Origin of the sequence: Sporosarcina koreensis (assembly GCF_042655825.1) — a bacterium.
GTDB classification, from domain to species: Bacteria; Bacillota; Bacilli; order Bacillales_A; family Planococcaceae; genus Sporosarcina; species Sporosarcina koreensis.
Map to the genome: position 1 here is coordinate 39,670 of NZ_JBHSNP010000010.1, position 25,867 is coordinate 65,536.

Below are 25,867 nucleotides of genomic sequence, written 5' to 3' on the forward strand. Positions count from 1 at the left end.
ATTGTGTTGAGTGAAGCGGCTTTTTTGGTTTTCTAAAACTATAAAGGAGTGGTTGGAATGACGTTTTGTGAAGAGGTACGGAAGGAATGCAGCGATGTTTGGGAGGCAAGCTTCCACCATCCATTCATTGCGGCGCTCGCTGAAGGGACTTTGCCTGAAGATGTCTTCAAACAGTATGTCCTGCAAGACTCGTATTATTTGAAGCACTTTGCGAAAGTCCATGCCCTGGCAGCTGTGCAGGCTACGGATTTATTGACGGTGCAACGGTTTGCGCAGCATGCGGAGGGAACGTGCGGTGCGGAAATTTCATTGCATGAAGGTTTTTTTGGCCTGCTGGGCGTTACAGATAATGACATTAAAAGTTTCGAACCTGCGCCGACAGCGTATGCCTACACGTCGCATTTGTACAGGGCCGCATTGGAAGGTGACTTGGCCGCGACATTATCAGCGTTGCTTCCATGTTATTGGTTGTATTACGAAATCGGGGAGCGGCTGAAGGACGCGAAACCGAATCATCCGGTTTACGATAAATGGATTGCCACGTACAGTTCTGAATGGTTCGAGCAGGCAACCCGTGAACAGATCGATCGTTTGAATAAACTTACGGAAGAACTTTCGGATAAAAGAAGGGAACAATTGAAAGCCCATTTCATTAAAAGTGTCCATTATGAATTGCAGTTTTGGGAAATGGCATGGACGAAGCAAAAATGGTCGTTTGAAACGGAGGTGCATGCATAATGGCGCAATCTTCATTGCTGCATGAACTGCGTTCGCAAAGCCCGTTGGTTCATTGCATCACGAATATTGTCGTTGCAAACTTTCAAGCGAATGGCTTGCTCGCATTGGGCGCTTCGCCGATCATGGCGGGTGCAATCGAGGAGGCGGCGGAAGTAGCCGCCGTTTCCTCGTGTACATTGCTCAATATCGGCACGCTGGACAGTTCGGTTGTTGAATCAATGATCGCAGCTGGAAAAAGCGCTTCTATTAAAGGGCGGCCACTCGTATTGGATCCGGTCGGTGCGGGGGCGACTGTTTTCCGTAAACGGACAGTTGCAAAACTTCTGGAGGAATTGGAGATTACGCTCATCCGGGGAAATGCCGGTGAGATCGCGTCCATCGCGGGAGTGGAGTGGGAAGCGAAAGGCGTCGATGCGGGGGATGGGTCGGCAAATATTGTGGAAGCGGCAATAGATGTGGCTCGACGCCATCATTGTCTCGTAGTGGTTACCGGTGAGACGGACATCGTGACGGATGGCGAAAAAATCATCCGGATAACGGGCGGGCACCCGCTCATGGCGCGGATCACCGGAATGGGCTGTCTGCTGAGCGCAGTTTGCGCCGCATTCCTTTCTGTCGGTAAACATGCGCTACTTGATGCGGTTGCTTATAGTCTTGCGTTTTACAAGAAGGCGGGGGAATTGGCGGCGGAGCGAGCTTCGGGGCCGGGGGATTTTGCTGTTCATTTCCTGAATGCTATATTCCAAATGGATGATGCTGCAATAGAGCTTGGGCAAATCGTTGTCGAAGAGGGGGTTGTCAAATGACTTACGTTGCACTCACGATTGCAGGTTCGGACAGTGGCGGCGGGGCAGGCATCCAGGCCGATCTGAAAACATTCCAGGAGCTCGGCACGTTCGGAACGTCCGCCTTGACGGCAGTAACTGCCCAAAATACGTTGGGCGTCCATGCGGTTCAACCGATAGGGACGGACATCGTCATTGCGCAGATCGAGGCGGTCCTGCATGATTTTACAGTCGGCGCTGCTAAAACCGGGATGTTGTTTTCAGCGGAAATTATCGAAGCAGTCGCCGATACATTAGACCGGCACGAACGAATTCCTTTAGTTATCGACCCCGTCATGATTGCGAAAGGCGGCGCTTCGCTTCTTCAAGAAACGGCGATTGCGGCTTTGAAGGAGCACCTCATTCCTATGGCTGCCCTTTTGACGCCCAATATACCTGAAGCGGAAGTGCTGACGGGGATAACGATTTTGTCAATGAAAGATATGGAGAATGCCGCGAACCGATTGCTCCGGATGGGAGCCGGGGCGGTACTGCTAAAAGGGGGGCATCGGATCGATATTACTGACGCAGAGGATTTATTTATGTCGGCGGACGACGAGTGTTTCCTTATGAGAAGCAGGCGGATCAAGACAAAAGATACACATGGAACGGGATGCACTTTTGCCGCCGCCATTACGGCAGAGCTTGCGAAAGGTGTACCGATGCGTGAGGCGGTTGTTACCGCGAAGCACTTCATCCATGCAGCAATTGAAGATGGGATTTACCTTGGCAATGGACATGGTCCGACCAACCATGCAGCGCTTAGGAATCGGGGAAATGCTGAACGGAAGGATGTCGAGTTGATTGGAAAACGTTGATGTGACGCTTTATTTCATTATGGGATCGGTAAATGCACAGGAGCCGCTGTCTGTTTTGGAGGATGCGTTAAGAGGCGGAATCACTTGTTTCCAGCTGCGGGAAAAGGGGGCACGTGCACTTGTCGGGATGGAAAAGAAAGCATTTGCGGAGAGCTGCCAACGATTGTGTGCGCAATATGGGGTGCCATTTATCGTGAATGATGATGTGGACCTTGCGGTTGAGATTAACGCGGACGGCGTCCATATCGGGCAGGACGATGCAGAGGCGCGATTTGTCCGAAAAAGAATTGGACCGGGAAAAATATTGGGGGTTTCCGTCCATTCAATAGAAGAAACGGAAGCGGCGATATCGGCTGGGGCGAATTATGTCGGGATGGGGCCTGTCTATCCGACGGTTACGAAAGACGATGCGAAACCGGTGGCGGGTACGGCGATGATTGAGGAAGTCGCGAGGTTGTATCCTGATTTGCCGATTGTCGGAATCGGAGGCATTACGGCAGCAAATGCCGAACCCGTCTTCCGGGCGGGAGCAAGCGGAGTATCTGTCATTTCGGCGATTGCTTCGTCTGCTAATCCCGAAATGGCGGCGAAACGGCTGGAGGAAGTGTCTTTGAAGTGGCGTCGTGAAAGGAGTGTGCTGCGATGAGTACGCGAAAACTTGTCTTGATGACCGTGTTTACGGCGATTGCGGTGGCGGGATCCGTGTTTGTTTCGTTTCCTGCGGGCATTGCACGTGCCTATCCGATCCAGCACGCGGTTAATGTCATCGCCGCGGTTCTTTTAGGGCCAATTCCGGCAGTCATTATTGCATTCATGACTGGCTTGGTGCGCATATTGACGGGGACGGGATCATTGCTTGCCTTTCCGGGAGGGATGATCGGCGCCGCGCTTGCCGGTCTGCTCTATAAGAAGTCGGAGCGGGTATGGCTGGCTGCAATTGGGGAAATCATTGGGACAGGGGTAATTGCGTCCCTCTTCGCGGTTCCATACGCGGCCATTTTGATGGGAACAACGGTCACCGCTTTCTTTTTCATGCCGCCTTTCCTTGTCTCGAGCTTAAGTGGGGCGGTTATAGGGGGTGTCGTGGCGATCAGGCTGCAAGCTGTGCCGATGGGGAGAAGGATAAGAAGTTATTAGTAAAATAAGCAATGTTGCTGGGATTACGATGTTTCGTCTTAGGGTATGAGAACGAAAAATGGGAAAGAGGGGAGCATTGGCATGGGAATCGGCGGAACTGAAGTAAGCGGAAAGAGATTTCCTTTCCTTTTGGCAACGATGAAAGGCATCTCCCAAGTGCTTCTCATCGAAAACTGGGTGACAGGCCTGCTCATATTAACTGCAATCTCAATTACCTCCATACAGCTTGGTTTGATGGCGTTCCTTTCAGCTGCTATCGGAACGCTAATCGGACGCTTTGGCGGCGGGAATCCGTCAAGTGTTGAACGGGGGCTGTATGGATATAATCCCATGTTGACAGGGATGGCGCTCTATCTGTTTCTGGAAGGACCTTTAAGTTGGGGGATTGCTTTATTCGGTGCTGTCATTTCGGCTGCATTTACTGCTTCGGTGATGAGATTTCTGCAGCCTGCCGGTTTGCCGACATTGACATTTCCATACATCGTGACGACATGGCTGTTGATGTTGTCCTCGTATCGATTCGAAACATTTTCATTGACGGACGAATTAATGCCGCAAAATGTATCGCATTGGAAGCTGGAAATTGCCGGCGAGATCCATTGGTTAGGTGCTTTTCTTGACGGAGCCGGCCAAATCTTCTTTCTGCAGGGCATTGTTGCGGGGGTGTTGCTCTTTTTAGCAATCTTCATTGCGGACTGGCAGAAGGGGCTGTATGCGCTAGCCGGTAATTTCATCGGCATGTTTACCGCATACATGCTTGGTGGTGAACATTCGCTCATCGATGCGGGGCTGTACGGCTATAATGCTATTTTGACGGCAATCGCTGTCGGTGTCGTTTTCCGGGATGGGGTGAACCGGCTCTCGCTATTCGGTGCGATAATTGCTTGCGTTTTAACAGTTGTGTTTATTGGAAGTGTCGATACCGTACTTTTGCCGTTCGGATTACCGGCCTTGACGATGCCGTTCGCCCTGAGTACTTCGATTTTTATAGGTGCACGGATGATGATGCGGCACGCATGATAGGGCTCAATTGTTTGAATTGTTCCGGAGTTGTTTGGGTGCCTGTGCAGCAAACTATTCAGATAATGCACTACAATTGTATAAGAAAAATCAAGAAGCCAACCAAATCAAGACTTGGTTGGCTTCTTTCTGTATTTATATGACTTTTGCTGAATTGTCATAAATGCGTGGTGCACAGGCACCGATACAATTCAGGCACAATTATGCTTTCGCTTTTCGGTAGCTGTCGTAGATTTCGATAGCCACGGTCACGATGAGGGTGACGATGATCGTCCACACCGCCCAATCGATGAAATTCTGAACGGAAGACGAATTGATTTCTAGTAAATTTGCCAAATAAGGAATCATTGCTTCGTTGATAAGGGAAGGGTTGAGGGTAATGATCATGAAGACAATCAAGCTGATGACTTTTATGACAGCATTTATGGTTACAAGCCTCATTGTCCACTGTCGTTCCTTCCATTTATAGAGCGCTACTCCTATTTCAAGCAGAGCGATTGGTAAAACGATGGGCAGGTAGGACATCAATACCGATTGATTAAGAGCCGGCATCACCAATTGGAGCCCTTCACCATCTATTGATCGATAGACGCCCGCAAGATGGTTCGCATTGAAATAAAAAACGAGCCAAATTGCAATCCAGACCAGACCAAAAACCGCCTCACCCAGTGGAATCGCCTTTTTCTTCGAAATGACATGGACATGCCTCAATTGTTCGGGAGACCAATCAGTCCCGTACGCTGTAAGGGAGCCGGTGCTTTTTGCCATGCCGATTCTTTCAATGAAAACAAATGTGATAGTCACCCAAAAAAACGTTTGAATGAGCACATTTATGACATTGCCGATGATAATGCCGAGGCTTTTTATTACGACAGAGAGTATGCTTTCTTCTCCTGAAAAAAGGACAATCGTTTCCACGACATGGACTAGGGCGGTAATAAAGATCGCCCATGGGATGATCATTTTCATCGTCCATATATAAGCATCGTAGACTTTCGGGCCGATCAAATGCATCGGTGTATCGCGATAGCTTGCGGCTAGACGCGCGGGATCGCCAAGTTTCAAAAGGGCTTCCTTTACTTCATCCTCTGTGAAATTATCGGGCAGCATATCTTCGATCGTGGATCTGAGCTCAAGGGCGATATCATTCCGTGATTTTTCCGGTAGTCTTCGCGTCACTTCATATATATAGGCATCAATCAGTTTCATCAAATTCATCTCCTTCCAATAATGTTTTCAGTTCCGTAGTCATCGTTTCCCATTCCTTTTTCAACTGCTCATAAATTTCACTGCCGTACTCACTCATTACGTAATACTTTCGGGGTCTGCTTTCCGTCGTGTCCCAACTGCTCGTTAGCAGTTCCTGTTTCTCTAATCGGCGAAGCAGCGGGTATAACGTGCTTTGCTCAATGGCTACGCCTGCCTTCTCAAGACGTTGGACTAATGAATATCCATATTGAGGTGTCCGCAATTGACTCAATACAGCAAGCGTCAACGTTCCTCTTCTTAATTCTGTCGCGAATGATTCTAATAATGGCTCCATAGTTGTCACCTCGTCTTTATATACTATGCATCATACAGTATTATGATTCCGCCAACAATAGGGAAGTGTAAATAATTGGAGAGGGAATGTAATAGCCATTCGCAGTGGGCAGTGAAAAACCCCTCTCAAGTACAGTAATTGTCTTGAGAGGGGTTTCCGATTATGCATTTTAAATTTCATTCAAACGAGACCGCGAAAGTGAACAGCCTAATTGCCATTCAGCAATTGCAGATCATTAATACGTTTCCGTCCAAATCTTGAAAGTTGAAATAAGCAAAATCACCAATACGCTCAATTTCCTTAACAATTGTGATGCCTTTGTTTTGAATAAAATCGTAAGCTTCATCAATATCATTGACGAAGAAGTTAAACAATACATGATCGGAAGGCTTAAGCGTGAAACCGGGATCGAAAGTGTGATCGTCCAAAGTGAGCCCGGTTTCGGATGTGACGGGGATGTTGTAAACAGGAGATGAAACGTTCTCCGCTGAAAAAGGTAATCCGAGTAGGTTGCTATACCATTCTGCAGATTTCTCCAAGTTGCTGACGTGGATAAAAACATTGTTCACCTTGCTGGCGATAGGGGAAGCGATTGAATTCATTGCCATTCCACTCCTTTGCTCATTTCTTATAGTAACAATTCAACAAATCCCCAAAATCCCCTTCTAAATTGTTTGGGAATTGTGTGGGTGCCTGTGCAGCACACTATTCAGATAATGCACTACAATTGCATAAGAGAAATCAAGAAGCCAACCAAATCAAGACATGGTTGGCTTCTTCCTGTATTGATATGACTAATGTTGAATTGTCATAAATGTGTGCTGCACAGGCACCGCAAAAAAAGCATCGCAAAAGGCATTCTGGGAGATTTTATTATATTGTATGTATTCATTATATTTTAAATATTAAATAATCGATAACGTAGAAAGGTAATTGAGAATTAAAGGTTGGGGTGAAAATCTTATTATCCTGTAAATAATATGGAATCGATAAGGATGGATTATCCCTAAAACATGATGTATAAGGGTTTCTGGTGGACAAAAGTGTATCTGTTGACAAAAGGGTGGTTCTATATGATAATGAGTATGTAATTAGAATTATTATAGTTAAGCGGTTGAGAGTGCAACATAATTCTTGCTGCGGTTTAGGTTTTGATGAAATTACCTAGACTAACTATGAAAAATCACACTAGGAGGAATTTTTTTATGTCTCTAATCGGAAAAGAAATACTACCATTCAAAGCGCAAGCTTACCATAGCGGTACAGGCGAATTCATCGAGGTAACTGATGAGAGCCTAAAAGGTAAATGGAGCATCGTTTGCTTCTACCCGGCAGACTTCACATTCGTTTGCCCAACTGAGCTTGGAGATCTTCAAGATCAATATGCAACTCTTAAAGAGCTAGGTGCTGAAGTTTATTCCGTTTCTACGGACACGCACTTTACACATAAAGCTTGGCACGATCACTCTGAGACGATCAGCAAACTTGAGTATATTATGATCGGTGACCCTTCACAAACGATTTCCCGCAACTTCGACGTACTGGACGAAGAAGCAGGCCTAGCAGATCGCGGTACGTTCATCATCGATCCAGACGGTGTTGTGCAAACAGTTGAAATCAATGCTGGCGGAATCGGTCGCGACGCAAGCACGCTTGTCGACAAAATCAAAGCTGCACAATACGTGCGCAACAATCCAGGCGAAGTTTGCCCTGCAAAATGGAAAGAGGGCGAAGAAACCCTTAAACCTAGCCTTGACCTTGTAGGTAAAATTTAATTTCGCGATAGCGAAAATCGGGGGCGGCCCCCTTCCTTTAAGGGATAGGGGCTCCCTTTATTTTTGAATATTTTCGGCTGATGTCTTAGATATTGAACTGAATTTGCGTTTTTTTCGATTCAATATCTAAGGCAATCATGCCGAGTTTTCTATGGGAAAATACAAGTTAAGGAGTAGATTACATGATTTTAGATGCAGATATAAAACAACAATTAGCTCAATATCTTGAATTAATGGAAGGCGATATCCTTCTGAAAGTAAGCGCTGGAGAAGATAAGGTGTCGCGCGAGATGACGTCACTTGTGGATGAACTGGCGACCATGTCATCACGCATTAAAGTGGAGCATGCCGAGTTGGAAAGAACGCCAAGCTTCAGCGTCAACCGCATAGGTGAGGATACAGGCGTTGTATTCGCAGGCATCCCACTTGGACACGAATTCACTTCATTGGTGCTCGCTTTATTGCAAGTGAGCGGAAGAGCGCCAAAAGTGGATGAGAAAGTGATCGAGCAAGTGAAGAAAATTGAGGACAAGCTCCACTTTGAATCCTATATTAGCTTGAGCTGTCAAAACTGCCCTGAGGTTGTACAGGCACTTAACCTTATGAGTGTGTTGAACCCTAACATTTCACACACGATGATTGACGGCGCGGCGTATAAAGAAGAAGTCGAAAGCAAAAACATTCTTGCTGTCCCGACGGTTTACTTGAATGGCGAGCCATTCACGAACGGCCGTAAGACAATCGAAGAGATCCTTGCAGAATTGGGCGGCGGCCCGGATGCATCGGAATTTGCAGATAAAGATCCGTTTGACGTCCTTGTTGTTGGCGGCGGTCCAGCGGGTGCAAGTGCGGCAATCTACGCGGCACGTAAAGGGATTCGCACTGGAATTGTCGCTGAGCGTTTTGGCGGTCAGATCTTGGATACGGCTGCAATCGAGAACTTCATTAGCGTGAACCGCACGGAAGGTCCAAAACTAGCGGCTAGCCTTGAAGAGCACGTGAAAGATTATAAAATCGACGTGATGAATTTGGTTCGTGCGAAGCGTTTGGAGAAGAAAGATCTCATTGAAATCGAATTGGAAAACGGTGCTGTCCTGAAGAGTAAATCCGTCATCCTTTCAACAGGTGCACGCTGGAGAAATATCGGCGTTCCTGGAGAAGCCGAGTTCAGGAATAAAGGCGTTGCGTATTGCCCTCACTGTGACGGTCCTTTATTCGAAGGAAAAGACGTTGCAGTTGTCGGCGGTGGGAACTCCGGTGTCGAGGCGGCAATCGACCTTGCGGGTATCGTCAACCACGTAACTGTTCTTGAATTCAACGACGAGTTGAAGGCGGATTCCGTACTTCAAGAGCGTCTGCACAGCTTGCCGAATGTCAAAGTCATTACAAATGCTCAGACGAAAGAGATTACCGGTACGGACAACGTAAACGGCATCACGTATATTGAGCGCGAGTCCGGTGAAGAAAAGCATATCGAGCTAGCTGGTGTGTTTGTCCAAATCGGTCTTGTGCCGAACACGGATTGGCTAGGCGATTCTGTTGAGCGCAATAAATTCGGCGAGATCCTTGTCGACAAACGCGGCGCGACGAATGTCCCTGGCGTATTTGCTGCAGGAGACTGCACGGATAGCCCGTTCAAGCAGATCATTATTTCCATGGGTGCAGGCGCGACTGCATCATTGGGCGCGTTTGATTATCTCGTTCGGAATTAATTAAGGAACATTCATAGAGTGCAAAGGAACAGGTCTGAAAATGGACCTGTTCTTTTTTATAGGAATTCCTGCTCGGTTTGTTGTCAATACGTCCCATTTTAGGTGGTCGGTAAGGGCTCTTTTACGTGAATCTAGTTTTATGGCACACAAAATAGTGAATTGTATAGGTGTCAATACTTTACTAGAGGGAGCGTGTGGAAATGAAAAAATGGATTTCGCTTACAATGATTCTTGCCTGTGCTTTTGTTTTCGCAGCATGCGCCGATGGGAAGAATGACTCGGCTCCAGATGAAGCGGAAGATGGCGCGGTCGATGAGGGGAAGACTACTGACCCGGTTGAATTGGATTTAGTCGAGGATGAGAAATTGCCATCTGTGAAAGTCAATCTGATGGACGGCAACGGAAAGCCGGTCGGAACGGCGGAATTGACCGAGGAAGAGGACGCGTTGCGGATCATGGTGGAAGCGGAGAATTTGCCTGAAGGCTTACACGGTTTTCATTTCCACGAAAAAGGGGTCTGCGAAGCGCCGGATTTTGAGTCTGCGGGAGGACATTTCAATCCGACAGATGCGAGCCACGGACTTGACCACGAAGACGGTCCGCATGCCGGCGACTTGCCGAACTTGGAAGTCGGGCCGGATGGTACTGTGAAGGAAGAATTCTTTGTTGAAAACCTAACATTATTGGCCGGAGAGGAAAATTCCCTATACCATGAAGGCGGCACATCCCTCGTCATCCACGCTGAAGCAGACGACGGAAAAACCCAACCATCCGGAAACTCCGGCGACCGCATCGCATGCGGCGTCGTGGAGTGATGTGGAGTATTCAGAATCTTTCGGGTGCCTGTGCAGTAAACAATTCAGATTATGAACTACAATTGTATAAAATAAATCAAGAAGCCAACGTAATCAACCCTCGTTGGCTTCTGTTTGTATTTATATAAGTCTCATTGAATTGTCATAAATGTGTCTTACACAGGCACCGCTTGGAGGATGGGTTTGATTTTGCGGAGGATGTAGAGGCTGAGTGCTGTCCAGATCCAGCTGTAGAGCAGGGTGAATGCGAGGATGAGGAGCAGGGTGATTGGGTTGAATGATGAGGAGACGGTTGGGCCGAAGACGGGAAAGCCGAGTGCGTATAAGGGGATGCAAATGCCGATGCATAGTAGGAGTGCGTTTGTGAGGACGACGTGCAGTCGCTTATTCAGTTTGCGAAGTGTCCAGCCTAACCCTAGACCGAGCAGCCCCGTTGTGAAAGGGAAGATGAGCAACTCGCTCGGCTGCAGTGAGAGTAATAAAAGGATCGTTAAGATATAGGTGAAGATGCCTGAGCGTAGCGACATGAGGGCGACGATCATGATGGGGGCGGTGGCGAAGGGGCTGATGGCAAATCCGATGGCGGGCAGCAATCCGCCTGCTGCTTGTAAAATGGCTGTCAGTGCTGCCATCAATGCCATGAAGAGCAGTCTTTTCGTCGGTCGCCATCGCTTAAGAATACGGTGGATGTATTTTGGATGCGATGGGAGTGATGTCGTGAAAGGCATGGTCTCTCTCCTTTTTGTAAACAAGCTTTATCTTTATTTTATTGGCCAAGTCACTTTTCCGTGCGGGTTCCGAGGTGCCGGAAAGGTGGACGTTGGAATAGAGTAATAAGGAAAAGGGGAGAGGGGATAGACGTCTATGGCTGAAAATGTCCGGGAACAATCCCGTCCGAATGAACAACGATTGCCGCAACGAAAATTGGCGCCTGAAGATATCCTATTGCCGCCTGGCTATAAGGTCGAAGTGTTTGCGACCGGTTTAACTGCACCTATCAATTTGACGTTTACAAGTAAAGGTGAAATGCTCGTCGCCGATGCGGGAATAACGGACGGGAATGGAAAGGTTTTGAGGCTGACGGAACAAGGTTTCACTGTCATAGCGGATGGATTTCATCCTCCGTTGACGGGAATTACGGAACATGAAGGGATTATTTACGTTGCGCATCGGCGTTACGTGACGATCATCCAGCCTGATGGGAAGAAAAAGGACATCATCGAAGGGCTGCCGAGCAATGGCGACCATCATAACAACCGGGTCGTTTTTGGGCCGGACGGGAAGATGTATTTTGGCCAAGGGACCGCGACGAATAGCGGGGTGGTTGGCAAGGATAACGGTTGGGTGAAAGCGCATCCGTTCTTTCATGATTATCCCGGCGGCCGGATCACGCTTGCGGGCGAGAATTATCAAGCATCCGGATTTTTGAAAGACTACCAGGACCGGGTGCAGACGACCGGTGCCTATGTACCTTTTGGGGTGGAGACCTATCCGGGGCAAGTTGTCGATGGAGTCACTCGCGCAAGCGGCAGCATATTGCGGGCAAACCCGGATGGGTCGGAGCTGGAGTTGGTGGCATGGGGATTGCGGAACCCGTTCAGGCTAAGGTTTGACAGATATAATCGGCTGTTTGCCGCGAACCATGGGATGGATGTGCGGGGAAGCCGTCCGGTTGCGAACTCACCGGATGAATTTCAGTGGATCCGGCCAGGATACTGGTACGGGTTTCCGGACTTTACCGGAGGGTTGCCGGTGACGATGCCGCAATTCCGACCTGAAGGAAAACCGCAGCCGACTTTCTTATTGGCGGAACATCCGATGCAGCCGCCATATCCGGTCGCAAGCTTCCCGGCCCATTCTGCAACAATGGGTTTCAGTTTTAATGAAAACTCATCCTTTGCTCCAATCGGGGACGTATTCATTGCGGAGTTCGGGGCGAATGCACCTGGCACGACGGGAGGGAAACCACTGCCGCTTGTCGGGCATCGCATCTCCCGAATCGATATGACGTCGGGGCAAGTATACCCCTTTGCAATCAATCGAACGGGAATGGTGGCCTCCATGACAAATGGCGGCGGATTCGAACGGCCGATCGACGCGGTGTTCGACGCAAATGGCGCGCTCTATGTCCTCGATTTCGGCCAATTCTCAGGAGCCACCGCTGCCCCAGGCACAGGCGTCATTTGGAAAATTGACCGAAGCTGATGGGGAATTGTGTGGGAATTGTATGGGTGCCTGTGCAGCACACAATTCAGATTATGCACTACAATTGCATAAATTAAATGAAGGGGTCAACGTTATCAATCTTTCGTTGGCTTCTTTTTGTATTTATATAAATCTCGTTGAATTGTCATAAATGTGTGGTGCACAGGCACCGTTAAATTCCGTTAAATTCTTAATGACAATTGGAAATATTGTGCTATTCTATAACGAAAGAAGGGGGGCGTTTGTGATGAAATTTCCTGAATTGGAAACAGAACGGCTGCGTCTTGTCGAAGTGAAAATGGAGCATGCCGAGGGCTTATTCGATAACTTATCAAATCCGGCAGTGATACGGTATTACGGAAGGGATCCGATGACTGAACTGGCGGCAGCGGAAGAGATGGTTGAACATTTCAGAAATGTTTATTCAGCAGGGCATGGAATTCGTTGGGCTATGATTCGAAAAGAAGATAACCGTTTCGCGGGGACGATCGGTTTGAATAACCTTTCCAAAGGAATGAAGCGGGCGGAAGTCGGATTTGAGATCCATCCGGATTTTTGGCGAACCGGTATGACATCGGAGGCATTGGAAGCGGTATTGCAATATTCATTTAAAGAATTAGGCCTGAACCGTATGGGGGCCGTCACTTTCATGGATAATGTGGCATCCATCAGTTTATTGGAAAAGCACGGGTTTGAACAAGAGGGAATCCTTCGCAGTTATCTTTTCCAAAATGGACAATCGCACGATGCACGCGTATTTTCGGTTTTGAAAAATTAATGAGGTTGATTACCGACTATAGGGAGGGTGCCGTTTGAAAACGTTTTTTGCGTACAATTGGCAAGTCAGAGAGGATTGGTATCGCTGGTGTGAAGAGGTCGAGGAAAAAGAGTTGCTCCGAACCCGGACCGGTGGGGTGGGCAGCATTTTAGAGACATTATTCCACATTATCGATGTGGAGTGGAGCTGGATCCGCCTGTTGCAGGGAAAACCGGATTTTCAGGAGAACTTTGAGGATTTTAAAAGCCTTCAGAGAGTGCGGGAGCTGGATGCGCGGTTCAAGCCTGAAGTGGAGGAGTTTGTCCGGAATTGGGAGGAGAGCATGGAGCATAATCTGCTGCAGGAAACGATGCCCGATGGTCGTATCGTGACAGATGCCTGGGGCGAGGTCATGCGGCATATGATTGCACATGAAATCCATCATATCGGACAACTGTCGGTATGGGCAAGGGAGATTGGGAAGAAGCCGGTTTCCCCTAACGCAATCGGTCGGGGGCTAATCCCGCATCGGGTTGATAACTGAATTGTTTGGGTGCCTGTGCAGCACACAATTCAGATAATGCACTACAATTGTATGAAAAAATTGAGGAAGCCATCCAAATCAATTATTTGGTCGGCTTCTTTATGTATATATATCACTAGGTTTGAATTGTCATAAATGTGTGCTGCACAGGCACCGCTTTTGGGCACCGGTTTGGATAGCACCGTCTTGGAAGAACTCGGAATTAAACTTTGTGGTTTTTTCTTTCGTTGTGGGGTACTACAATGGTAGGGGAGATTATTTGGAAGTTGGTGATGTGATTGTTCAAGGTAAGGAAGGAGCAGGTGTTTAGTGTTCTGAAGGTATTGTTTCCGCTTGTGCTCTTGGCGCTGGCCGTTTTTGAAATTCAAAAGACGGTGCGTGGAACAAATATCGAGATGCTCCGGACGGAAATGGCACAATTGCAGCCTTGGGAACTTGCACTTATCGTTGTCGTTTCTTTTTGCGCGATCGCACCTATGCTATATTATGACGTAATTCTCGTTAAAGTATTGGGAATAAAAATGAGGACCCGGAGCATTTTACGTAATTCCTTCATTGCCAATACGTTTTCGAATCTGATCGGCTTTGGCGGTCTTGTCGGTGTCATGCTTCGCAGTTATTTTTATTCGGAGTATAAGGAAGAGAAGGAAGGCGTGTTGAAAAACATTGCTTCTGTCACCTTGTTTTACTTAACTGGGATTTCATTGTTGGCGTGGATTATCGTTTTCTTTTATCGTGATTTTCCGTTGCTGCAAGAGACGAAATGGCTGTTGATTGCGGTCGTGGCGGTTAGTTTATATTTTCCGGTTTTCATCGGCATTTTTATGACCCGCTATCGGAAAGCGGATGCGCCTTCTCTGAATTCCAACATGGCTGTTCGGCTCGTGCTCGCTTCAGTGCTTGAATGGGTTTGCGTTTTTTTAGTGATTTGGATGCTGACTATTTTGTTAGAGATTCCGATCGGACTATCGGCGCTGATCCCAATTTTCTTGATTGCCGCCTGTGCGGGGATTGCCAGTTTGATTCCCGGAGGGCTTGGCTCGTTTGACCTTGTTTTCCTATGGGGAACACAAAGTTTGGGGATTGCCGATGAAAAAGTGCTGTTCCTGCTCATTTTGTATCGGATGGGTTATTTCATCCTGCCATTCCTGGCCTCGACCCTTTTATTTGTAAAAAGGTATTGGGAACAGTGGAATCGTTCGTGGGATGACGTTCCGACGGTTATTGTTCAAAAACTTAGCCATATGCTCGTAACGGTATTCGTATTCGTCGCAGGGATTGTGCTGTTGCTATCCGCAGCTGTTCCTGGCGTGTTCAGCCGTCTCAGAATTACTCAGGAATTCATATCCTCTCCCATTATGAATGTCTCCCACCAATTGACGGTGGCGGCCGGTTTCGTTCTGTTAGGCTTATGCAGGGGAATCAATTCAAGAGTGAAAAGGACGTTTCACCTCACCATTGTTGTGTTGATCAGCGCGGCGCTGTTCTCGATTTTCAAAGGTTTTGATTATGAGGAAGCCATTTTCCTGCTCATTGTAATGGGATTGCTCTTGGCATCCAAACGTCAGTTTTACCGGGCAAGTTATGTCGTAACGTGGGGCATTGCCCTTTTTGACTTGGCTGTCGTGGCCATCATAACTGGAATGTATGTATTCATCGGTTATTTGAATATGCCTTCATCCAAGTTTCGTATTCCGACTGCGCTGAACGATTTGATCATCACGGATTCCCGTGACTTGTTTTACAGTGCTCTCATCGGGATTGTTATTGCTTTTGCCATTCTTTTTATTGGCCACTACATTCACAAGCCAAAGAAGATGGAAATGCTTTCTTCGATTGACGAGGAGGAAAAAATTAAGCTTCATCTTCTGACGTATAAGGGGACAGAGTTTTCCCATCTGATCTTTCTGCATGACAAATACGTTTATTGGAATAAAGAAGAGAGTGTTTTATTTACTTATCAAACCTATGCGGATAAAATTGTGGTGCTTGGAAATCCGGTAGGAAGGGTATCGGATTTTCCATCCGCCATGGAAGAGTTTTTGGAGTGGGCGGATCTGTATGGTTATACCCCTGTGTTTTACGAGGTGAACAATAAAATCCTGGCTTCCTTGCACGAGTATGGATTCGGGTTTTTCAAATTGGGCGAGGAAGCCTATGTCGATTTGGAGCAGTTCACATTTGCCGGAAAGAAGATGAAGGGAAGCAGAGCGGTTAAAAATAAGTTTGAACGGGAAAATTACTCCGTCGAATTATTGAGCCCTCCCTATTCGTCAGACGTCATGGATGAATTGGAAGAAGTGTCGGTGAAGTGGCTGCAAGGAAGAGCAGAGAAAGGCTTTTCGCTTGGGTTTTTCGATCGGGATTACTTGAACACATCAGAAATTGCAGTCCTCCGGGATGCGGAGAGGATTCTGGGGTTTGCCAGTCTTATGCCGATGTACGATAACGGCGAGCGGATTTCTGTTGACCTCATGCGTTTTAAACCGGAAGCGCCGAATGGAACGATGGACTTCATTTTCTTATCTCTATTCGAATGGGCAAAAGCAAAGGGCTATCGCATATTCAATATCGGAATGTCGCCGTTGTCAAATGTCGGTCGGTCCAAGTATTCATTCGTCAGTGAAAAAGTGGCGGCCCAAATCTTCTTGCACGGCCAGTATTTCTATCATTTCAAGGGATTGAAAAACTTCAAGCAGAAATACGCAGATTTCTGGGAATCCAAGTATGTCGCCTATCGAAAAAAATCTTCATTAACATTCACCATGGCCCAAATCACATTACTAATCGGCAAGCGAAGATGAATCGTGTGAGAATTGTTTGGGTGCCTGTGCGGCAAACAATTCAGACAATGCACTACAATTGAATAAAAAAAATGAAGAAGTCAACCATATCAATCTTTGGTTGGCTTCTTTCTGTATTTATATTACTTTTATTGAATTGTCATAAATGTGTGGTGCACAGGCACCGAAATTAGGCACCGGATGCCGCCTCGCTTCGTAAGATAAAGGAGGTGCGAAAAATTACTATAGGGAAAAGGAGAATCGGATTGTATGGTTCAAATGGATACGATATGCAAGCAGTTCGGAGAAATTCTGCATGGCAAAAGCAAGGTGGAAAAAGGCGTTTGTACTGTATCGTTACATCGGGCGTTCAAGGCGACCGTTCAAGGGAAACCGAGCACATCCGTCGTACCCGCCGATGTGCTATTCGAATCGCTCGATCAAAATGGGGTAGCGTTGAATTTGGCGGAAATCGCTATCTTGCAAGAAGAAATCCCGGCATTCACGCACTCATTGACAAACCAAGGCCTCATCGTCAGTGCATTGCATAACCACTGGGTATTTACGAACCCAACAATTATATATATACACATCCAGTCCGTCGAACCGCCTCTCGATTTTGCAAGAAAAATGGCGTACTCCTTCCGGTTTTTGAGCAGTCCACCCGTTTCCGGGTAAATTGTGTGGGAATTGTGTGGGTGCCTGCGCGGCAAACAACTCAGTAAATACACTGCAATTGAATAATGCAATAAAGAAACCAACCATATTTGGTTGGCTTTTTTTGCATTTATATTCACTTCAGTGAATTGTCATAAATACCTGTTGCACAGGCACCTGTTGTTACACTGTTGGTGCAGGAGCGCCGAACGCCGCCCATTCTTCTCGGGCGGGACCATACACTCCAATTACGCGTAACCCAGCTTGGCGCATGAGTACTGTCATTTGCCCACGATGGTGTGTTTGATGAGCCGTTAAAATACCGAGTACAGTACCAACTGACCATTGCTCTCCATACATCTCTTTTACTTCTGCAAGAGATTCGTCCGTCCATTGTTCTTTGATTGCGGCAATCATCGCTTCATTGGACGTGCGATAGGCTTCGGCAATTTCAGACGCAGTTTCCGGAACGGGTAAGTTGTGGTCCGTTGCCTCAAACTGAAGGCCTGTGCGCGACATCATTTCACCGAGTGTTGTCACAATATGCCAAGCAATGCGACCGAGTGTGCGGTCTTCAGGTGTAACCTCCGTCTGTAGTGATTCATCTGTTAACGTATCGAGTAGTTTCTGTGTTGAATTACTTTCATGTCCCCAATGAATAAGAAAATCTTTAGTCGTTGTAAACATATAATTATCCCCCTTTTTTTGAGCGTCCTATCTATAATTCGTGAATGGGACAGGGAACTCCTTTATTTCCGCCTACCGTTCCCTTAAATTGTTTAGGTGCCAGGGAGGAGTTACTAGAATAGATGCAGAAGATATCCTTTTAAAAGGAGTCGATTGAAGATGATTACTGACGCAGATAGAGCTTTCTTGCAAATGGCCTTGGACGAAGCGGAGCATGCTCTCAGGGAGAATACGTATCCTGTAGGAGCGATCCTCGTGGATGACAAATTCAACGTAATTGCACAGGGCCGAAATCGTGTGCATACGAATAAGGACGCTACGGCGCATGCGGAAATCAAGGTGATTCGCGAAGCGGGAGAAGCCATCTTTGACGCCAAGATACATAACAAAACATTCACCCTCTACAGTTCATTGGAGCCGTGTCCAATGTGTACGGGTGGTATTCTGCTTGCGAAAATACAAAGGGTTGTCTGGCTGCTGAATGATGATTTGGGGTTTGGCGCCTTCCAGAAGATGAATGACGCAGCTATTTTCGAAGCGAAATTTAATAAAATCGAAATGATTGCAGAACCGGATGCGGATTTGAAAAATAGGCAACTTGAGCTTATGCGTCAATGGGAGAGGAACACGAATCACGTTAGCAATTTGCGGAGCGCGATTCATGAGGGAGGAGAAATCTAACAGACCGATTTCGCCATCATTTAGCCGATTCCCTATTCGTATAATGAATGACAATATACTTAATTCAGCAAGGAGATGAGGTGTGCAAGTTGGCAAAAGGATTATTGCACGGCAGCAGGCTGTTTTTAGGGATCGTTTTCTTAGTCGCGGGAATTAACGGCTATTTTGTCATCTTCGGACTGGAGCCATTCATCGCAACGAGCGCCGAAGCGATGGCATTATTCGAATTCAAACACCTATTGATCGCAGAAAAATCATTGGAAATCATATGCGGAATCTTGCTGTTAACCAATCAATTCATCCCACTGGCAATTGCAGTTTTATCACCAATTGTTGTAAACATCTTCTTACTCCACCTGTTCCTCGACCATTCATTGCTTCTTCTAGCTATCCTACTTGTCCTTGCCCTTGGCTATTTGTTGTTCGCTCACAGGAAAAACTTTATTGGGATATTGGAGAGAAAGCCGAATCCATCTTAAAGAGAATACAAATTCATCGAGAACATTAAATAAGTTGAATTGTGTGGGTGCCCGTGCGACACACTATTCAGCAAATACACTGCAATTGCATAAATAAAATGACGAAGCCAACCAAGTCAACAACAGGTTGGCTTCTTCTTGTATTAATATAACTTACAATGAATAGTCATAATTGGTTGTTGCACAGGCACCAAAACAATTCAGACTACTTCATTGCAAATCACGTTTTCGAAAGCCGGTAACGCCGGTGACCAATAACCCGACCGCAAGACTGCTTAATAAGAATAACGGCATAAATGCCGCGTCCTCAATCGGCACTTGTGGAACGTGCCCATATGGTGAGAGCTGCCCGACCCAATCCGGAAATTGAATCAAGTTCCCTACATATAACACGAAGAATGAATAAAGGATGTACATCCAAATCAATTGGGTCAGCCTTGGCAGAAATCCGATCAGGAATGCAGTAATCCCAATCATCACAAGCATGGCCGGATAAAAGACGATGGCCGCCTTGTAAACCATTCCGAATTCAAGCCCATCCTCCATAACCGCTGTGGCAGCGGACCATAGCCCGAGGGCACTTGCCGAAATCATGACAAAACCGTTCACCACCGCGAGGACTGCATAGGATCCGATGAGCCGCATCCTTGATACAGCTCTACCCAATAAATGGTCCAGGCGGTTCTTTTTCTCCTCGCCGCGAAGTTTATTCATTGCCAGAACGGGTGGAACTGTGGCAATGAGTGAAAGGACGATCATTAACATTGGAATGAATTGCTCCACGAGGGAAGCGCCTTCAGCTTGTTGCAACATTTGTTGAAACGTTTCATTTCCCACAAAAAATGCTTCCAAATCACCGAAAATAGACCCATAGGACGCCCCTAGTATAAACAAGCCGATTGCCCATGCGAAAAACCCTGTCCGCTGCAGTCGGAATGCCAGGCCGATGGGACTTTGCAAAAAGCGCGAAGCGTATCTTTTACCTGGCTTGGATGGGATGAATCCCTGTTCCAGATCACGAATGCTATTCAGGAAATTCGCAGCGATAAAGAGTAGGAACGAAACAACAAGCATGACGACGACCGGTCCCCAATGATTGGATGAATAAACTTCTGCTTTCGTCACCCATCCCAATGGTGAAAGCCACGACATGGCTTCATTGCTTACATCGGTGACTGCCCGGAATAGGTAGGCGAAAATGAGTACGGCAACCGACCAGCCGACCGTTCCGCGTGAACTTTCGGAAAGCTGGGCAAATATCGCTGTCACGCCTGAAAAAACGAATCCCGTCCCACCTAAAATGGCACCATACAGCAAGGAACCTTCCAAATCCATACTTTCAATTCCAAGTGCATATAACCCAAATCCTATACATAAGGCTAACGCAATAAAAGCTCCGCACGAAACGAATAAAGCAGCATTTAAGTAGGCGAGGCGCCCTGCCGGCAAAGAACGGATCAGTTCCAGACGACCATCTTCTTCGTCCGCTCTCGTGTGGCGGGTGACAAGCAAAATGGCCATTAAACCGACAATGATTGCCGTAATGAGTAACATTTGATGGGCCGTCATGACGCCTGTTGTATAATTCTCCAGGTCAGCTGGGCCTACCATGGCAATCATGGCTGGATTCGCCATCGTTTCCGTAATCGCTGCTTTGTCCTGCTCTGTTTCATAGAAGTTGTCAAAAGCGGGCGGGACGATGAGCGTGAATATCGCTAATCCGATGATCCATAGTGGAATCCTTATTCGATCAAGGCGAAGGATAAACCGGGACAGCCGCCCTGTATTGGCAAAGATGTTCTGCCCCATCAGAGGACACCTCCCAGCTTCCTGGCCGACGTGTCCTTCCGCTCATAATGACGCATGAATAAATCCTCAAGTGTCGGGGGCGCACTTTCCAATTTCACAATGCCGAACTGACTAATATGCCGAATTGCAGCATCCAGCTCTTCCGTATCAATTTGGAAGGACAACCCTCGTTCCGTTTCCTCTATTTCATGGACCCCTCGTAATTCACGCAACGCTGAAATGGGCTGCTTTGTCTCAACGAGTATATGTGTCCGGGTCAAGTGGCGGAGTTCGTTCAACGTTCCAGTTTCAATGATTTGCCCCTGACGGATGATACCGACCCGGTCACATAATTTCTCCACTTCGGAAAGGATATGACTGGAAAGCAGTACACTTTTCCCGCTGTTCTTCATCTCCATCACACATTCCTGAAAAACTTTTTCCATCAACGGATCCAGCCCTGAAGTGGGTTCATCCAAAATATACAAATCAGCATCCGATGAAAATGCCGCGATAAGCGCAACCTTTTGCCGGTTCCCCTTGGAATACGTGCGGCATTTCTTCGTAGGATCCAAATCGAATCTTTTAATCAATTCTTCTCTTCTGCTTTTACTAGTCGTTCCCCGCAATGAAACAAACAAGTCAATGACTTCTCCGCCCGTTAAATTCGGCCATAGATTGACGTCACCTGGTACATAGGCCAATCTCTTATGAATTTCAACCGCATCAGTCCAAGCATCCTTGCCAAATACTTTCACTTCCCCTTCAGTCGCTTTTAAAATACCAAGCGCTATCCGAATGGCAGTAGATTTTCCCGCCCCGTTAGGTCCAATAAACCCGAAAACCTCGCCGCTGCCAATCGTAAAATTCACATCATCCAATGCTGTGAACTTCCCAAACGTCTTCGTTACATGTCTTACTTCCAATACGTTCATGTTTCTCCCCCTATTGCAAAGTTTTTGATGAACCCTTGTACGAATGACAGAAACTTGGAATAATTGATATTATAATATGACGAGTAGTGGAAACAAAATGAAAATACGTACAGAGGGAATGAATCATATGTATATTCCAAAATACTTCAAAGTCACAGATACGAATGAAATCCGCGATTTTATCCAGAAGAACTCTTTTGGCACGCTTGTCACGACAAAAAAAGGCAAACCGATTGCAACGCATTTGCCTTTCGGGTTCACGAAACAAGGAGAGGATTTCTACATTACGGGGCATATGGCGTATGGCAATCCGCAGTGGCGGACATTTGAAACGAGTGACGATGTTCTTGCTATGTTCCAGGGACCGCATGCTTATATTTCTTCTTCCTGGTACTCTCACGAGAATGTGCCGACGTGGAATTACGAGGCAATCCATGTTTACGGAAAGGCAAGTATTCTATCAAGGGAAGAATTAATTGAAGACTTGAAGATCATGCTCGAAAAATACGAGGGACATCGTGAAAATCCGGTATTATGGGATACGCTTTCTTCCAATCTTATAGAAAATGAACTGAAAGGCATCGTCGGATTTAAGATAAAAGTCGAGGAGATCCAGGCAGCTTATAAATTAAGCCAAAATCGCAATGAAACGGATTACCGCAACATCATCGAGAAGCTCCGAAATGAAGGAAATCCACAGTCGCGGCAAGTGGCGGAACGAATGGATAAAGGGAAAATTTGAAGCCTGTCACCGACGCAAATTTGGATTGGGTCGGTGGCGGGCATTTATTTGTAACCGGTTCAAGCCGAGCGTCGTCTAACGTGTAGGGGAAGGGGGGAGGACATGGAGCAGTTGGATTTGGATGCAATAGGCAGGGATGAGAAAATCGAACTTCTAATGGATAAATACGGGGAAGAGGTTAAGCGGCTTGTGTATACATACGCGAAAGATCATTCGGCGGCGGAAGACATAACGCAGGAAATATTCATAACCGTCTACGTCAAGCTTGATTCGTTCGCGGGCAAATCGTCGGTGAAAACGTGGATCTATTCGATCGCGATTAATAAATGTAAAGATCACTTAAAGAGCTGGCATATGCGGAAGATGACCGTACAGGAAAATATAAAGGAATTATTGAAATCAAACCGGCGGGGACCTGACGATGAAGTCATCGATAAGCAGGACAGTGAGCAGATCGTCGATCATGTCCTCAAGTTGGCGATTCCATATAGGGAAGTGATTCTGCTTTATTATTATCGGCATTTATCAATCAAAGAAGTGAGTGAGATCCTCGGGATAAGCGAAAGTACGGTGAAGGTGCGGCTGCATCGGGCGAGGGAGAAGCTGAGGAAGCCATTGGAGTATTTGGAGAGAGGTGAGGATATTGGATGAAAAGCTGAAAGGGCTGGATGAGAAAATTGACAAAGTCATTTCGCCGGACAATTATTTCACGGAGCAGGATAAGCGCAGGATCCGAAGCGGGATTAAGAAAATGAATAGCGGTACGCCCGCCGTTCGACGGTTCAATCCATTGCCGACATTCCTCACGGCCATTTCCATTTGCGCGTTTCTCGTCATCTTGGGCGGCATAGCCGGGAAGGAGCTTGGCTTTTTCGCAAATGATCCGTCGCAAGAAACCGAACAGCCGCAAGACATCGAACCACCAGTGACGATGCCGCCGGATGAGACGGTGGGAAGGGAGAATTTCATCTGGAAGAGCTACACGATAGAGACGGGACAGAAGGACGTTCATTATCAAGATATCCATGGCCATACGGTCATCTGGTCGGGAAGCGACAACGTTCCGGATTCCGGCTCATACGGCTTTGACTTGTTCACGTACAATTTGAAAGCGGAACGGTTCGATGAAACATTCCAATCAGAGGTAGCTGGGGAAGTGATCGACGGGCAAGTGAACGATGACTGGATAACGTGGGTCGACTCCGGGACTGTGGATGGCGAATATGAATGGCGAATCCATGCCTTTAACCGGAATACAAATGAGAGGAATCTAATCCGGTCTTCCAACCAGGTCGAAGGCTATGGCAATCCGCATATCGTGAATCCGCGGCTTTCCCTCGGCACGCGCAGGAATCTGCTCACATGGGTGGAGCCTGTGGCGGGGGAGGATAAAGTGGAAATCCAATTGTATGATTTGGATACTCGTGAACTTGTGACTGTGGATGAAACCATCTATATGGAGACCTACCCACAAATTTCAAATGAGTATCTTGTCTGGTCCGACTTCAACAACTATGAATTCGTCAAGTATTCGCTGGAACAACGACAAGTGGATTCAAGGGCGGGGTCTAAGTTTGAGATGATGTTCCCGAAAGTGAACGATGAATATGTCGTTTGGCAGGAAAAGACCGGGACGAGTAAAACGAGGCTTGCCGTGATGCCAGTCGAGTACGGCAGGAAAGAAGTCGAGCTGTTCAAAGGGGAACTTAACAGTTTCGATATCGGTGAGGATTTCGTGATTTGGGAAAGTGGTCAACAAATCTATGTGTATTCACTCGTGCGGAAAGAAACGAAGATCATCGGCGAAGGTGAATTCCCTACGATCCGCGGGAATATGGCCATCTGGCAGCTGCCGAAAGAAGGCGGGGAGGATTCAGTCTTCCAAGTTGTTGAGCTGAAGGCGCCGGCGCTGACGGATGTCGAATATGGCAGCACAATAGATGTAGATGAATTCGGCGAGCGGGATATACGGATTGAAAGTGAAGTTGAAACCGTTCTAGCAAGCGAGGATTTATTCCAAGGCAAGCTGAAGGGCATGTTGAATGGTGCGTATCTTAATGATGAGGGAGTTGCCGTCGTGGACTTTCAACATTTCGGGGAGAAGATCGGTGCCTTATCATGGGAGGATAAAGCTGAGCTGATGGATGCGTTGAATGAAGCGGTTTTCAAGAGCCCGAAGGTGAATAAAATCTATTATATGTTTGACGGTGATTACCATGCGTTCGGTGACTGGACGGAAATTGAAAATGTGTATGTAAGAAAATAATGATCGCGTATAATTAAAATCAAACAGATCATAAAGGCGGGCGTTTTCGATTCAACAGATACAATTATTGCAAAAGGTCATCGACACGATCGAAGACCGGATTAAGGAAGAGATCAAACCTGAGGAATTAGCGAAAATGACCGGGTACTCCCCCTTCCATTTTTATCGGATTTTTCATCAGCATATCGGTTATACCGTTATGGATTATGTCGTGAAAAGGAAGCTGCAGCACGCGTTATTCGAGTTGGTGAACGGGAAAAAAGTGATTGAGATTGCTCTCGACTATGGATTTGAAACGCATTCGGGCTTTTCGAAAGCGTTCAAACGGGTCTTCGGAAGTCCGCCGAGTCTTTACCGGCAACATTGTCCGACTTCATTGCCACCTAAGCTGGATTTACTGGACCTGCGTCAAAAGGAAGTCGGCGGCATCGTCATGCAGCCGAAGATTGTGCGAAAGGAAGGCTTTACGATTGCCGGGAAAATTTATGAAAGTAGCATGGATAACGTCTTTTACACAAGGGATGCCCCGGCTTTCTGGCATCAGCGCATCGCGCCGGAAGAGGCGATCGAGACGATGTTGTATGAAAAGCTGTCCCCGAAAAAGCATGGCGAGTATTGCGTGAATCTGAATGACCGGGAACTGAATCGGACGTTCACGTATTTATTTGCCGTCGATTGCGATGATGAGGATGCCCAGCTTCCGGAAGGGCTGACGAAGCTGCAACTAAAACCCGCAACGTATGCAGTTTTCACGATTCCTCCGGTAGATGTGGAGAAGTTTGTCCCTGCCATCAAAGGGACGTGGAGATTCATCGTCGAGGATTGGCTGCCGCAGTCGTCATACGAAGTCGATGAGCAGGGGTATGATTTTGAGTATTACGATGAACGTTGCCATGACTGGATTTATGAGAAAATCACGATGGAAATTTACGTGCCAATTAAAGAAAAAGACAAAGTGTGA

General features: G+C 47.0%; 28 protein-coding genes. 21 read left to right on the top strand and 7 right to left on the bottom strand.

The window, feature by feature from the left end:
• Positions 1-57 precede the first annotated feature (57 nt).
• The 6 genes from tenA to ACFPTP_RS05340 all read left to right on the top strand — a co-directional run bounded on the left by tenA (position 58) and on the right by ACFPTP_RS05340 (position 4,537).
• A complete protein-coding gene (tenA, locus tag ACFPTP_RS05315) occupies positions 58-738 on the top strand; it encodes a thiaminase II (RefSeq protein ID WP_381442789.1) in 681 nt (226 codons plus the stop codon).
• A complete protein-coding gene (thiM, locus tag ACFPTP_RS05320) occupies positions 738-1,544 on the top strand; it encodes a hydroxyethylthiazole kinase (RefSeq protein WP_381442791.1) in 807 nt (268 codons plus the stop codon). The genes tenA and thiM overlap by 1 nt, the downstream gene beginning before the upstream one ends.
• Complete coding sequence (thiD, locus tag ACFPTP_RS05325; protein WP_381442792.1) at positions 1,541-2,380, top strand: bifunctional hydroxymethylpyrimidine kinase/phosphomethylpyrimidine kinase; 840 nt, start codon at positions 1,541-1,543, stop codon at positions 2,378-2,380. Before thiM ends, thiD begins: the two co-directional genes overlap by 4 nt.
• 19 nt (positions 2,381-2,399) lie before the next feature.
• Positions 2,400-3,026 carry a thiamine phosphate synthase gene (gene thiE / locus ACFPTP_RS05330; protein WP_381443113.1) on the top strand — a complete coding sequence of 209 codons (627 nt, stop codon included), beginning with the start codon at positions 2,400-2,402 and terminating at the stop codon, positions 3,024-3,026.
• A complete protein-coding gene (gene thiW / locus ACFPTP_RS05335) occupies positions 3,023-3,517 on the top strand; it encodes an energy coupling factor transporter S component ThiW (RefSeq protein WP_381442793.1) in 495 nt (164 codons plus the stop codon). Before thiE ends, thiW begins: the two co-directional genes overlap by 4 nt.
• 81 nt (positions 3,518-3,598) lie before the next feature.
• The gene (locus ACFPTP_RS05340) at positions 3,599-4,537 is read left to right on the top strand and encodes an urea transporter (protein WP_381442795.1); all 939 of its coding nucleotides are present in this window, start codon (positions 3,599-3,601) and stop codon (positions 4,535-4,537) included.
• Positions 4,538-4,738: 201 nt separating this feature from the next.
• On the opposite strand, the gene ACFPTP_RS05345 is transcribed toward ACFPTP_RS05340, so the two are convergent.
• The 3 genes from ACFPTP_RS05345 to ACFPTP_RS05355 all read right to left on the bottom strand — a co-directional run bounded on the left by ACFPTP_RS05345 (position 4,739) and on the right by ACFPTP_RS05355 (position 6,682).
• Positions 4,739-5,746 (bottom strand): HAAS signaling domain-containing protein, encoded by a 1,008-nt coding sequence (locus tag ACFPTP_RS05345; protein WP_381442796.1) that lies wholly within the window; start codon positions 5,744-5,746, stop codon positions 4,739-4,741.
• Entirely contained in the window at positions 5,733-6,080 is a 348-nt protein-coding gene (locus ACFPTP_RS05350) for a PadR family transcriptional regulator (protein WP_381442798.1), read from the bottom strand. Before ACFPTP_RS05350 ends, ACFPTP_RS05345 begins: the two co-directional genes overlap by 14 nt.
• Before the next feature lie 218 nt (positions 6,081-6,298).
• Positions 6,299-6,682, bottom strand: coding sequence for a VOC family protein (locus tag ACFPTP_RS05355; RefSeq protein ID WP_381442799.1), 384 nt, complete (start codon positions 6,680-6,682; stop codon positions 6,299-6,301).
• A 603-nt stretch (positions 6,683-7,285) separates the two neighbouring features.
• Between ACFPTP_RS05355 and ahpC the strand changes: the two genes are divergently transcribed.
• The 3 genes from ahpC (at position 7,286) to ACFPTP_RS05370 (ending at position 10,382) form a co-directional block, all read left to right on the top strand.
• Positions 7,286-7,855, top strand: coding sequence for an alkyl hydroperoxide reductase subunit C (gene ahpC, locus ACFPTP_RS05360; RefSeq protein WP_381442801.1), 570 nt, complete (start codon positions 7,286-7,288; stop codon positions 7,853-7,855).
• 182 nt (positions 7,856-8,037) lie between these two features.
• Positions 8,038-9,567, top strand: coding sequence for an alkyl hydroperoxide reductase subunit F (gene ahpF / locus ACFPTP_RS05365; RefSeq protein ID WP_381442802.1), 1,530 nt, complete (start codon positions 8,038-8,040; stop codon positions 9,565-9,567).
• A gap of 200 nt (positions 9,568-9,767) precedes the next feature.
• A complete protein-coding gene (locus ACFPTP_RS05370; protein WP_381442804.1) occupies positions 9,768-10,382 on the top strand; it encodes a superoxide dismutase family protein in 615 nt (204 codons plus the stop codon).
• Positions 10,383-10,537: 155 nt separating this feature from the next.
• Here ACFPTP_RS05370 and ACFPTP_RS05375 read toward each other — a convergent pair whose 3' ends face one another.
• Positions 10,538-10,909, bottom strand: a complete 372-nt coding sequence (locus ACFPTP_RS05375; RefSeq protein WP_381442806.1) for a hypothetical protein — start codon at positions 10,907-10,909, stop codon at positions 10,538-10,540.
• Here ACFPTP_RS05375 and ACFPTP_RS05380 point away from each other — a divergent pair.
• From ACFPTP_RS05380 to ACFPTP_RS05405, 6 genes are all read left to right on the top strand, one after another.
• The gene (locus ACFPTP_RS05380) at positions 10,890-11,216 is read left to right on the top strand and encodes a hypothetical protein (protein WP_381442807.1); all 327 of its coding nucleotides are present in this window, start codon (positions 10,890-10,892) and stop codon (positions 11,214-11,216) included. The two genes, ACFPTP_RS05375 and ACFPTP_RS05380, sit on opposite strands and share 20 nt — an antisense overlap.
• Before the next feature lie 30 nt (positions 11,217-11,246).
• On the top strand, positions 11,247-12,587 hold the full coding sequence (locus ACFPTP_RS05385) for a PQQ-dependent sugar dehydrogenase (RefSeq protein WP_381442809.1): 1,341 nt from the start codon (positions 11,247-11,249) through the stop codon (positions 12,585-12,587).
• A gap of 247 nt (positions 12,588-12,834) precedes the next feature.
• Positions 12,835-13,365, top strand: a complete 531-nt coding sequence (locus tag ACFPTP_RS05390; RefSeq protein ID WP_381442810.1) for a GNAT family N-acetyltransferase — start codon at positions 12,835-12,837, stop codon at positions 13,363-13,365.
• A 34-nt stretch (positions 13,366-13,399) separates the two neighbouring features.
• Positions 13,400-13,888, top strand: a complete 489-nt coding sequence (locus tag ACFPTP_RS05395; protein ID WP_381442811.1) for a DinB family protein — start codon at positions 13,400-13,402, stop codon at positions 13,886-13,888.
• Positions 13,889-14,166: 278 nt separating this feature from the next.
• Complete coding sequence (gene mprF / locus ACFPTP_RS05400; protein ID WP_381442813.1) at positions 14,167-16,692, top strand: bifunctional lysylphosphatidylglycerol flippase/synthetase MprF; 2,526 nt, start codon at positions 14,167-14,169, stop codon at positions 16,690-16,692.
• A 249-nt stretch (positions 16,693-16,941) separates the two neighbouring features.
• The gene (locus ACFPTP_RS05405) at positions 16,942-17,349 is read left to right on the top strand and encodes a DUF1259 domain-containing protein (protein WP_381442815.1); all 408 of its coding nucleotides are present in this window, start codon (positions 16,942-16,944) and stop codon (positions 17,347-17,349) included.
• Positions 17,350-17,511: 162 nt separating this feature from the next.
• On the opposite strand, the gene ACFPTP_RS05410 is transcribed toward ACFPTP_RS05405, so the two are convergent.
• Positions 17,512-18,015: a DinB family protein gene (locus ACFPTP_RS05410; protein WP_381442816.1), complete on the bottom strand. Its 504-nt coding sequence runs from the start codon at positions 18,013-18,015 to the stop codon at positions 17,512-17,514.
• Positions 18,016-18,174: 159 nt separating this feature from the next.
• On the opposite strand from ACFPTP_RS05410, the gene ACFPTP_RS05415 reads away from it, so the two are divergent.
• The gene (locus ACFPTP_RS05415; protein WP_381442817.1) at positions 18,175-18,696 is read left to right on the top strand and encodes a nucleoside deaminase; all 522 of its coding nucleotides are present in this window, start codon (positions 18,175-18,177) and stop codon (positions 18,694-18,696) included.
• An 89-nt stretch (positions 18,697-18,785) separates the two neighbouring features.
• Entirely contained in the window at positions 18,786-19,175 is a 390-nt protein-coding gene (locus ACFPTP_RS05420) for a hypothetical protein (protein WP_381442818.1), read from the top strand.
• 210 nt (positions 19,176-19,385) lie between these two features.
• On the opposite strand, the gene ACFPTP_RS05425 is transcribed toward ACFPTP_RS05420, so the two are convergent.
• Both ACFPTP_RS05425 and ACFPTP_RS05430 read right to left on the bottom strand, forming a co-directional pair.
• Positions 19,386-20,984: an ABC transporter permease gene (locus ACFPTP_RS05425; protein ID WP_381442819.1), complete on the bottom strand. Its 1,599-nt coding sequence runs from the start codon at positions 20,982-20,984 to the stop codon at positions 19,386-19,388.
• The gene (locus ACFPTP_RS05430) at positions 20,984-21,898 is read right to left on the bottom strand and encodes an ABC transporter ATP-binding protein (RefSeq protein WP_381442820.1); all 915 of its coding nucleotides are present in this window, start codon (positions 21,896-21,898) and stop codon (positions 20,984-20,986) included. Before ACFPTP_RS05430 ends, ACFPTP_RS05425 begins: the two co-directional genes overlap by 1 nt.
• 127 nt (positions 21,899-22,025) lie before the next feature.
• On the opposite strand from ACFPTP_RS05430, the gene ACFPTP_RS05435 reads away from it, so the two are divergent.
• From ACFPTP_RS05435 to ACFPTP_RS05450, 4 genes are all read left to right on the top strand, one after another.
• Positions 22,026-22,640, top strand: a complete 615-nt coding sequence (locus tag ACFPTP_RS05435; protein ID WP_381443115.1) for an FMN-binding negative transcriptional regulator — start codon at positions 22,026-22,028, stop codon at positions 22,638-22,640.
• Positions 22,641-22,742: 102 nt separating this feature from the next.
• On the top strand, positions 22,743-23,291 hold the full coding sequence (locus tag ACFPTP_RS05440) for a sigma-70 family RNA polymerase sigma factor (RefSeq protein ID WP_381442821.1): 549 nt from the start codon (positions 22,743-22,745) through the stop codon (positions 23,289-23,291).
• Entirely contained in the window at positions 23,284-24,906 is a 1,623-nt protein-coding gene (locus ACFPTP_RS05445) for a hypothetical protein (RefSeq protein ID WP_381442822.1), read from the top strand. The genes ACFPTP_RS05440 and ACFPTP_RS05445 overlap by 8 nt, the downstream gene beginning before the upstream one ends.
• A gap of 67 nt (positions 24,907-24,973) precedes the next feature.
• The gene (locus ACFPTP_RS05450; protein WP_381442823.1) at positions 24,974-25,867 is read left to right on the top strand and encodes an AraC family transcriptional regulator; all 894 of its coding nucleotides are present in this window, start codon (positions 24,974-24,976) and stop codon (positions 25,865-25,867) included.